The organism is Nocardia veterana NBRC 100344, from assembly GCF_000308855.1.
GTDB lineage: Bacteria > Actinomycetota > Actinomycetes > Mycobacteriales > Mycobacteriaceae > Nocardia > Nocardia veterana.
Genome location: NZ_BAGM01000192.1, coordinates 1 through 8655, shown reverse-complemented (window position 1 = coordinate 8655; position 8655 = coordinate 1). Strand labels below are relative to the sequence as shown.

Here is an 8655-nt window from a genome sequence, read left to right as displayed (position 1 = left end):
GGCCACCGCTGCTCGCGGCCACCCGGCTCGCCGGATATCTGCTGCTACCGGTGACCCTGGTGATCGGCGCCGACGTCGTCGTACACGGGCACCTCACGCCCGGTGGCGGATTCCAGGGCGGTGTGGTCCTGGCGACCGGCCTGCACCTGCTCTACGTGGCCGGCGATTACCGCGCCCTGCGGCGAGTACGTCCGCTGGCCTGGTACGAGGCCGGTGAGGCGGCCGGGATGGGCGCGGTTCTGGTGCTGGGTGCCGCAGGCCTGGCCGTGGGATCCGGATTCCTGTCCAACTTCTTACCGAAAGGCACCAGCGGCAAACTGTTTTCGGCGGGCACGGTACCGCTGTTCAGTTGCGCGGTGGGCCTCGCGGTGGGCAGCGGCATCGTGGTGCTGCTCGCCCAGTTTCTCGACGAATATCTGGGCAGCGACGAGGGGGCGAGATGACGGTATTCCCGTACCTGGTGGCGGCGTGGGTGCTGTTGACGGGGTTGTTCGGTGTCGTGCGCAGCAGACATCTGGTGCACACCGTGGTCTGCGTGTCGGTGACACAGTCGAGTACCTACGTCCTGCTCCTGGCCGTCGGATACCGCTCGGGCGCGACCGCACCGATCTTCGGAAAGCCACATCCACCGGGCGCGCCGACGGTCGACCCGGTGGTGCAGGCGATGGCCCTGACCGACATCGTGGTCTCGGCGACGGTGACCGCCCTGCTGCTGGCCCTGGTGGTGCAGGTGGCCAAGCGGCACGGCACCGTAGTGCCCGATGAACTGCACGCGCTGCGCGGCTGATGGGCGGTTCCGCGAGTGCGCTGCCACCGCTGATCGTCGTCGTCCCGATCGCCGGCGCCTGCCTGCTGCTGGTCCTGGGCCGGATCGCCGGCCGCCGCGTCGTCGACGCGCTGGCCCTGGCCACCGCCGCGACCACGGCGGGACTGGCCGGATGGCTGCTGGCCGAGACCGGGTCCGGCGCGGTCGTGACCTGGTCGGGCGGCTGGCGGCCCGATCCCCGGTTCGCGGTCGGGATCGTGCTCGTCGCCGATCGGCTCGGCGCGGCGATGGCGCTGCTGATCGCGGTCCTCACCACCACCGCATTGCTGTTCGGCTGGCGCTACTTCGACACCCTGCGAGCCCACTACCCGGCGCTGCTGTTGCTGTTCACCGCCGGCATGGCCGGATTCACCCTCACCGGCGACCTTTTCGACATGTTCGTCTTCTTCGAACTGATGAGTGTCGCGGCCTACGCGCTGACCGGGCTCGAGATCGAAGATCCCGAATCGGTCCAGGGCGGACTGAATTTCGCGGTGGTCAACTCGCTCGGCGCCTACCTGTGCCTGTTCGGCATCGGGTTGCTGTACGCCCGGACCGGACAACTGGGGTTGCCGCAACTGAGCGTGGCGGTCGAGCGCGACGGGCCGGATGCGCTGGTACTCATCGCCTTCGGGCTGATCGCCACCGGGTGGCTGGTGAAGGCGGCGGTGGTGCCGTTCCATTTCTGGCTCGCCGACGCCCACGCGGTCGCTCCGGCGCCGGTGTGCGTGTTGTTCTCCGGAGCGATGGCGCCACTGGGCATCTACGGTGTGGCGCGGGTGTACTGGACCGTCTTCGACACCGTCCTGCCCGCCACCGGTGCCCATCGGATGATGCTGGTCCTCGCGGTGTGCACCGCCCTGCTGGGCACCGTGATGTGCGTGCTGCAACGGCACGTCAAGCGGCTGCTGGCCTATTCGACGATCGCGCATATCGGGCTGTTCCTGCTCGGGGTGGCGGCACTGTCACCCGAGGGAGTGGCCGCCTCGGCGGTGTATCTGGCCGGCCATGCCGCGGTCAAAGGGGCGCTGTTCCTGATGGCCGGAATGTTGTTGTCGCGGTACCGATCTCTCGACGAGGTGCACTTGTACGGGCGCGCCCGGCACCATCGGATGGTGGGCGTCGCGTTCGCCCTGGCGGGACTGATGCTCAGCGGAATCCCGTTGTCCGGTACGGGTTTCGGCAAAGCACTGCTGGAGGAGTCGACATCGTCGCCGGTGCTGACCGCCCTGGTGATCGCGGTCTCGGCCGTTACCGGTGCCGCGGTGCTGCGAGTGGGGTTGCGCGTGTTCTTCGGCGTGGGCAGGCCGCCGCAGCCGAGTTCCGGCGCCGACGAAACGACCGGCACCCACGAGACGCCCGACGCCGATACCCCGCCCGGGCGTCCGCCGGCCACCATGCTCGCGGCGGTGTTCGCCCTGCTGGGCGCCGGCGTGCTGTGCGGGCTGCCCGGACGGTTCGGGCACGAGGTGGCCGCCGCGGCGGCCGACTTCTGTGATCGCATCGGCTATCGCGACCGCGCGCTGACGGGAAACTCGGCGGCACCGGCCGTTCCCGACATCGGCTGGACCGCGCACGGCACGATGCTGGGACTGGTCTCGGCAACCCTAGCGGTCGCGCTCGCTCTGCTCGCCGTCCACGCCGGAACCCTCGCGCGATATGCGGAATCCGGCCCGCTCACCGCGGCCCGGCGCACCCTGCACCGGCTGCACAGCGGCCATCCGGGCGACTACGCGGCCTGGCTGGTACTCGGGTGCGCGGCGGTGATCGGGCTGTTGTGGATCGGCTGAGGCGACCGGTCCGGTGGCCCGGCCCCGGCCTGCCCGGCAGGTGCCGGACGGACGGTGTGCGGCGGCGTACGCTGCGGCCATGACCGGTGACCGCAATCACGACGACATCGAGCGGGTGGTCGGCGCCGGCGACCCCATCGACGTCGGCCGGTTCCGATTCTGGTTCGCCGATCAGCGCTGGGAGTGGTCGGACGAGCTCGCCCGCATGCACGGCTACGAACCCGGCGAGATCCAGCCGACCACGAAACTGCTGCTGTCACACAAACATCCGAAGGACCGCGACCGCGTGGAGGCGACCATCGTCACCTCGGTCGAGGATCACGAACCGTTCTCCAGCCGGCACCGCATCGTCGACACCCACGGCCGGACCCGGGACGTGATCGTGGTGTCCGAACCGATGCTCGACGAAGCCGGCGACGTGATCGGCACCCAGGGTTTCTACGTCGACCTGACCGTCTCGGCCGAACAGGACCGCCGGCAGGTGCTGGACGAAACGCTGCCCGATCTGATCGAGCGCCGGGCCGTGATCGAACAGGCCAAGGGCGCGCTGATGGTCGTCTACCGGATCACCGCCCAGCAGGCGTTCCGGGTGCTGGCCTGGCGCTCCCAGGAAACCAACACGAAACTGCACGAACTCGCCGCCCGGCTGGTCGACGAACTCGAACTGCTCCCGGCCGCCCCGCCGCATCTGCGAACCTGCGTCGACCACATCCTGCTGACGGTGCACGCTCGCGTCGACGCCGAGCCGGCCGGCTGAGCGCCGAGCGAACTAGGCCGGTCGCTGGGAGGCGGCGGCGTGCGTGTCCAGATCGGCGAGGGTGAGCCGATGGCGTGGTGGGCGGTCGATCACCGGATGCAGGGTGGTCCGCAGATCGGGGCCGACATGCAGCAGCCGGCCGACGGGCAGGTTCCGCCAGCCGGGCTCGTCATCCATGCGCTCGGTGGCCACCACCACCGCCGGATGGCCGGCGAGTGCGGGCGAGTGGGCACGGATCCGCCCGCTGCCGGCGTGGTCGAGGTGGCGTCCCCCGCCGGGGCCGCCCGCCGCGCGCTCGAGGACGTACAGGTCGTGGGTGTCGGGATAGCGCAACGCCCACAGCTCCGACGCGGTGGTGAGCACGAAGTTCAGCGCGAAGACCGGCAGTCGGTCGGCGATCCACCCGACGGCCGCGGCGATGCCCGCGGCGACGTCGCCGCCGGATTCGTCGATCCGCTTGGTGACCAGCGCGAAGACTCGCTCGGAATCGGTGTCGCCGGTCACCGGGGCGTGATGGTCACCCAATTCGCGGTCGAGCGCCGCCAATCCCCCGACGACCCCGTTGTGCGCGAACAGCCGGCCGTGCTGCTCGAACGGATGGGTGTTGGCGGCGGTCGTCGCACCGGTCGAGGCGTAGCGCACGTGGGCGAGGAAGGTCGTGGACTCGCACTCGATCGCCTCCTGGACGAATTGCCGGTCCCGATAGGCGGCGATGGGTTGCTTGCGTACCAGAGGTGTTCCGTCGGGCTCGAAGGTGCCCAGACCGGTGCCGTCCGGCTCGCGCCGGCTCTGGCGGGCCAGGCTGTCGGGGGCCTCCAGCAGCCAGAACGTGGCATGCACCCGGTGGGGTGCGGCGCTCAGTCCGAACAGCCGGCACATCGCTCTCCCCTTCCGGAAACATCCGCCCTGGAAACCGTCCACCCTCGGCAGGTCCACCCTCGGCACGTCTCGGCATCGGCCTACCACCGCACCCGCCGGGCAAACCGGCGGCCGCGCGGATCGCGGCGCACCATCGCTTCGAGCGGTGCGGTGATGCGGTGATCCGGTCCGATTCGGTTCCGCGGTCACGACGACGCGTCGCGCGGCGAGAGGCGGAATCGGCGTCACATATTGCTGTCCACCGGCGGCACGCCGGTAGGCAGACCCGGTGCGCCGGCCCCCTCCGCCGGCGCCGGCGCGACGCCCCCGAGCTGATACGCCGCCATGGAAATGGATCCCGCGCAATGGCCCTCGACGAGCGGCACCAGAGGCTCGGTATCGGCGAGGCCGGCGATATAGAGCAGCGGCAGATAGTGATCCGGGGTGGGCACCGCGGCGGCGAAATCGGGATGCGCGTCCAACGCCGCTGCTTGCGTCGGGGTCCGGGTGAGCACCTCGCGGGCCGCGGCGTCGAATCGCAGCGCCCAGTCGTATCCGCTGTCGGGCATATCGAAATCGACCGCCCGCAGGTTGTGCACGATATTGCCGCTGCCGACGATCAGCACGCCGTCGGATCGCAGCGGTGCCAGCGCCCGGCCGAGTTCGAGGTGGTAGTCCATCGGTTCGAAGGCGTTGAGGGACAGCTGCACCACCGGGATCGAGGCGTCGGGGAAGGCATGCACCAGCACCGACCAGGTGCCGTGGTCCAAACCCCAACTGTCGGTATCGCATCCGACCCAGCGCGGATGCGCGACATCGGCGACCTGTTCGGCGAGCTCGGGCAGCCCCGGCGCGGGATAGCGCACCTCGAACAGCTCCCGGGGAAAGCCGTAGAAGTCGTGGATGGTGCGCGGATGCGGCATCGCGGTGACCGCGGTCGCATTCGTGTACCAGTGGGCGGAGATCACCAGGATGGCGCGCGGGCGGGCGACACTGCGGCCGAACGCCGCCCAGGCCTCGGTATACCGGTTGCGGTCCAGGGCGTTCATCGGATTGCCGTGGCCGAGGAAGACGGCGGGCAGCTGGTCCGGCGACATCCGCACACTCCTGTCGTGGTCGTGCCGATCCCGCCGCGCGGGTCAGTCGGCGGGCAGTTCGATACCGTCGGCCGCGACCTTCGCGGCCACCTCGTCGGGGAAGATGTTGCGGAACAGATAGAGGTCCTGGCCGAGCCGCCAGCCCGGCGCCAGCGCCACCGCGTACCGCTCGAAGTAGCCGAGCTGTTTACCCATCAACAACAGCTGCTGCGGTCCCGCCGCTCCGCGGCGCTTACCGAATTCCACCAGCCGGGCCGCGACCTTCCCTATGTCCAGCTGCGCCAGTTTGCCCGACAGCACCGGTGCCAGCGCGGTCGCCAGCTGGCGGCCGATGGTGGCGTCGTCACCTTCGTCACCGTCGACCATATCCAGTTCCCGCAGGGCCCGGGCGACCGGCCGGAAGTCGCCGTCGATCGCGCTGGCGTGGAACAGCGCCCGGACGAAGGCGCGCCACTGCGGGGTCATGGTGCCGACGATGCCGAAATCGAGCATCGCGGCGCGGCCGTCGTCGAGCAGCCAGAGGTTTCCGGCGTGCACGTCACCGTGGAAGAGTCCGTGCACCACAACGCTTTCCACCCACGCCTTGACCAGCCGCCGGATCAGCAGCTCGGGGTCGGGGTGGACGGCCCGGATGTCGTCGAAGCGGTCCAGCGGCATCCCCCGCATCCGCTCCATACACAGCACCCGCGGCCCGCAGTAGTCCCAATACACCTCCGGGACGACGACCCCGGTGTTGTCGCCGAAGGTGGCCAGATCGGCACGCGCCCGGGCCTGATTGCGGGCCTCGTTGCGGAAATCCAGTTCGGCCACGGTGGTGTCGTACAGATCCCGGACCACGCCCTCCGCGTTGGCGATCCGCGCGTTCTCCGACCGTTTGGTCAGCGCGCCGGCGAGCCGATAGGCCGCGCGCAGGTCGACGATCATGCGCCGCGCGATATCCGGCCGCTGCACTTTCAGCACCGCCGGGCGCCCGTCGGTGAGGACGCAGGCGTGCACCTGCGCCACCGATGCCGCCGACAACGGTTCGTCGTCGAATTCGCGGAACAGCTGCTCGACCGGCGCGCCGAGGTCGGCCTCGATCACCGCGCGGGCGTCGGTGGCGGGAAACGGCGGCACATCGTCGAGGCAGCGCAGGCAGGCGTCGGCGAGTTCGTCGGGGAACGCGGCGGGCGAGGAGGCGATGAGCTGGCCGAGTTTGACGAACATCGGGCCCAGCACCTCGAAGCCGTCGACCGTGCCCTCGGCCACCGCGCGCCGCCGCCGCGCCGGGCGCCAGCCCTCGCGCAGCACGCGCTTGGCCACCCGGCCGCCGATCACCGTCCCGATGGCGGCGGTGCGGCGAAACTCCGCGAAACCGAATTTCTCCAGCGGCGGCACCGGCTGCGGTGGTGTGGTCCCCGCGCCCGGCCCCGATGCGGTCTCGGTGGCCGCCGTCACCGCGGGCCCCCGCCGGCCACCTGCTCACCTGCCCGAATCATTCGTTGCGACCATCCCATCGTCGTCACCGTCGGTGGACAGTGTACGACTGTCCCCCGGCCGTCCCGGCGCAGCTACCGGCGGCGACTAGGGCGCGATGCCCAGCCCGGCCGCCAGCACCGGCCACGACCGCTTCAACGCGTCCTGCCAGTAACCCCACGAATGGGTGCCGGTCGGTTCGAAATCGAACGTGGCCGGGATTCCCAATTCGCCGAGCCGGGTCGCCATGTTGTGGGTGCACCAGTTCGCCGCCGCCTCGATCACACCGCCGATGACCAGTTGATCCAGGTAGCCCCGCGGGCCCGGCTGCATGTGCTCGCCCCCGTAGACGTCGTACATGCCGGGCACTCCGGTGCCGGTGGAGATGAACAGGTTCAGGCCGCGCAGGCCCTCGGCGTGCAGGTAGGGATCGTTGGCCGCCCACATCGGATCGTCGTCGGGCCCGTACATGTTCTCCACGTCGCCGCCGCCCCAGGTCTGCACCGACAATTTCACGAATTCGCGGCCGATCGGATCGCTGATCTGGGCGCATCCGGAGTAGGCCGCCACCGAGCGATAGCGGCCCGGCGCGGCGATCGGCAGTTGCAGCACCGAGGTGCCGGAGGTCGACAGTCCCGCCAGTGCGTTCGCTCCAGTGGTGCGGTAACGGCCGTCGATCAGCGGCGGCAGTTCCGCGGTGAGGAAGGTTTTCCATTTGTAGAGGCCGAGTTTCGGGTCCGGCGCCCGCCAGTCGGTGTAGTAGCTCCACCGCCCGCCCACCGGCTGCACCACGTAGGTCTGCTTACCCGACAGGAAGCCTGCCACATCGGTGTTGCGTTCCCAGGTGGCCGAATCCTGGCCGCCGCCACCGCCGTTGAGCAGATACAGCACCGGCGCGGCGGCCTCCCGATCGGCGGGCAACTGCACTTTCACCATGATGTCGGTATTCATCGCCGCCGAATGCACGCGCAACTGCTCGGTGCGTGGGTCGAGCGACCAGCTGCCGGTCACGGTCGAACCGTCGGGGGCGACCGGTTCGGGTTGCGCGGCGGCCGGCGTGGCCCCCAGCACCGCACCGGCCAGCACGAGCACCGCGGGAACGATGCCGCTGCGCAGCATCTTTCCGAACATGAGAACTCCTTGGATGAGAGGTAACGGACCGCCGATACGACGAGACCCGCCGGGCGATGCGGTGTGAAGGGCATCGCCCGGCGGGCGCACCGCCGTGGGTGTGTGCACTCCGTGGCGCGGATCGAGGTCGGCGTACCCTGTTCCGCGCCGGACCCCACGGCGGCGATGCGGCTCACCGGAACACGGTGGGAACGCAGGGCTTTCGCGTTCCGGCGAGCAGGTCGGGCCGGGCCGGGCTCAGAGTTTGCCGCCGCCGCCCAGCAGCCACGGGTTGAAACTGCACGTCAGAGCCGGGGTCTGCGCCGGATCCAACGCATTCAAGATGATCGACAGCACCCGCGGCGAATACATCATCGTCAAATGATCCGACAGATCCTGCTCACACCCGTCCTGCAACGTGATGTTACGCACCGTCGCACCCGGACCCGGCTGCAAGAACGTCAAATCATACGGCGTGGTGATCTCGTCGTAACGACTACCCACCACCGTGTAATCCACCCCCGGCACCGTATCCCCACCGGCATTGAGCTGATTCACGAAATCAGACCCCACCGTCTGCTGAATACCCGCATGCCCGACGAAGATCTCCACCAACCCCAGCACATCGATACCGAAATTGTTGATCGCCCGACCCAACGCACCGATACCATCCAGCGTCGTCCCATGATTGGTCGCACCGAACGTCATCATGTGATGCACCTTCGCCGCCCCACCATCGAACTTCAGATACCACCGCGACATCGCGCCACCCTGCGAGTGACC

General features: G+C 69.5%; 9 protein-coding genes. 4 read left to right on the top strand and 5 right to left on the bottom strand.

Going from position 1 to position 8655, the window contains the following annotated elements; all coding sequences use genetic code 11:
* From ON37_RS26955 to ON37_RS26940, 4 genes are all read left to right on the top strand, one after another.
* Positions 1–443, top strand: a 443-nt coding sequence (locus ON37_RS26955) for an MnhB domain-containing protein (protein WP_040723330.1), incomplete at its 5' end; no start/stop codon positions are given.
* A complete protein-coding gene (locus ON37_RS26950) occupies positions 440–787 on the top strand; it encodes a sodium:proton antiporter (protein ID WP_040723323.1) in 348 nt (115 codons plus the stop codon). The genes ON37_RS26955 and ON37_RS26950, both read left to right, overlap by 4 nt.
* Positions 787–2595 (top strand): complex I subunit 5 family protein, encoded by a 1809-nt coding sequence (locus ON37_RS26945; protein ID WP_040723317.1) that lies wholly within the window; start codon positions 787–789, stop codon positions 2593–2595. Before ON37_RS26950 ends, ON37_RS26945 begins: the two co-directional genes overlap by 1 nt.
* Positions 2596–2674: 79 nt before the next feature.
* Positions 2675–3352 carry a PAS and ANTAR domain-containing protein gene (locus ON37_RS26940; protein WP_051032100.1) on the top strand — a complete coding sequence of 226 codons (678 nt, stop codon included), beginning with the start codon at positions 2675–2677 and terminating at the stop codon, positions 3350–3352.
* Between the two features lie 12 nt (positions 3353–3364).
* Here ON37_RS26940 and ON37_RS26935 read toward each other — a convergent pair whose 3' ends face one another.
* From ON37_RS26935 to ON37_RS26915, 5 genes are all read right to left on the bottom strand, one after another.
* Complete coding sequence (locus ON37_RS26935; protein ID WP_040723312.1) at positions 3365–4231, bottom strand: class II glutamine amidotransferase; 867 nt, start codon at positions 4229–4231, stop codon at positions 3365–3367.
* Between the two features lie 224 nt (positions 4232–4455).
* Complete coding sequence (ygiD, locus tag ON37_RS26930; RefSeq protein ID WP_083893319.1) at positions 4456–5307, bottom strand: 4,5-DOPA-extradiol-dioxygenase; 852 nt, start codon at positions 5305–5307, stop codon at positions 4456–4458.
* Between the two features lie 42 nt (positions 5308–5349).
* Entirely contained in the window at positions 5350–6744 is a 1395-nt protein-coding gene (locus ON37_RS26925; protein WP_245553525.1) for an ABC1 kinase family protein, read from the bottom strand.
* Positions 6745–6870: 126 nt separating this feature from the next.
* The gene (locus ON37_RS26920; RefSeq protein ID WP_083893318.1) at positions 6871–7893 is read right to left on the bottom strand and encodes an alpha/beta hydrolase; all 1023 of its coding nucleotides are present in this window, start codon (positions 7891–7893) and stop codon (positions 6871–6873) included.
* 237 nt (positions 7894–8130) lie between these two features.
* A partial coding sequence (locus ON37_RS26915) for an esterase/lipase family protein (protein WP_040717881.1) occupies positions 8131–8655 on the bottom strand: 525 nt, incomplete at its 5' end.

Coding starts and splice junctions, on each gene's coding strand:
- ON37_RS26945 (WP_040723317.1), top strand. CDS start 787: ATGGGCGGTTCCGCGAGTGCGCTGCCACCGCTGATCGTCGTCGTCCCG.
- ygiD (WP_083893319.1), bottom strand. CDS start 5,307: ATGTCGCCGGACCAGCTGCCCGCCGTCTTCCTCGGCCACGGCAATCCG.
- ON37_RS26935 (WP_040723312.1), bottom strand. CDS start 4,231: ATGTGCCGGCTGTTCGGACTGAGCGCCGCACCCCACCGGGTGCATGCC.
- ON37_RS26920 (WP_083893318.1), bottom strand. CDS start 7,893: ATGTTCGGAAAGATGCTGCGCAGCGGCATCGTTCCCGCGGTGCTCGTG.
- ON37_RS26950 (WP_040723323.1), top strand. CDS start 440: ATGACGGTATTCCCGTACCTGGTGGCGGCGTGGGTGCTGTTGACGGGG.
- ON37_RS26940 (WP_051032100.1), top strand. CDS start 2,675: ATGACCGGTGACCGCAATCACGACGACATCGAGCGGGTGGTCGGCGCC.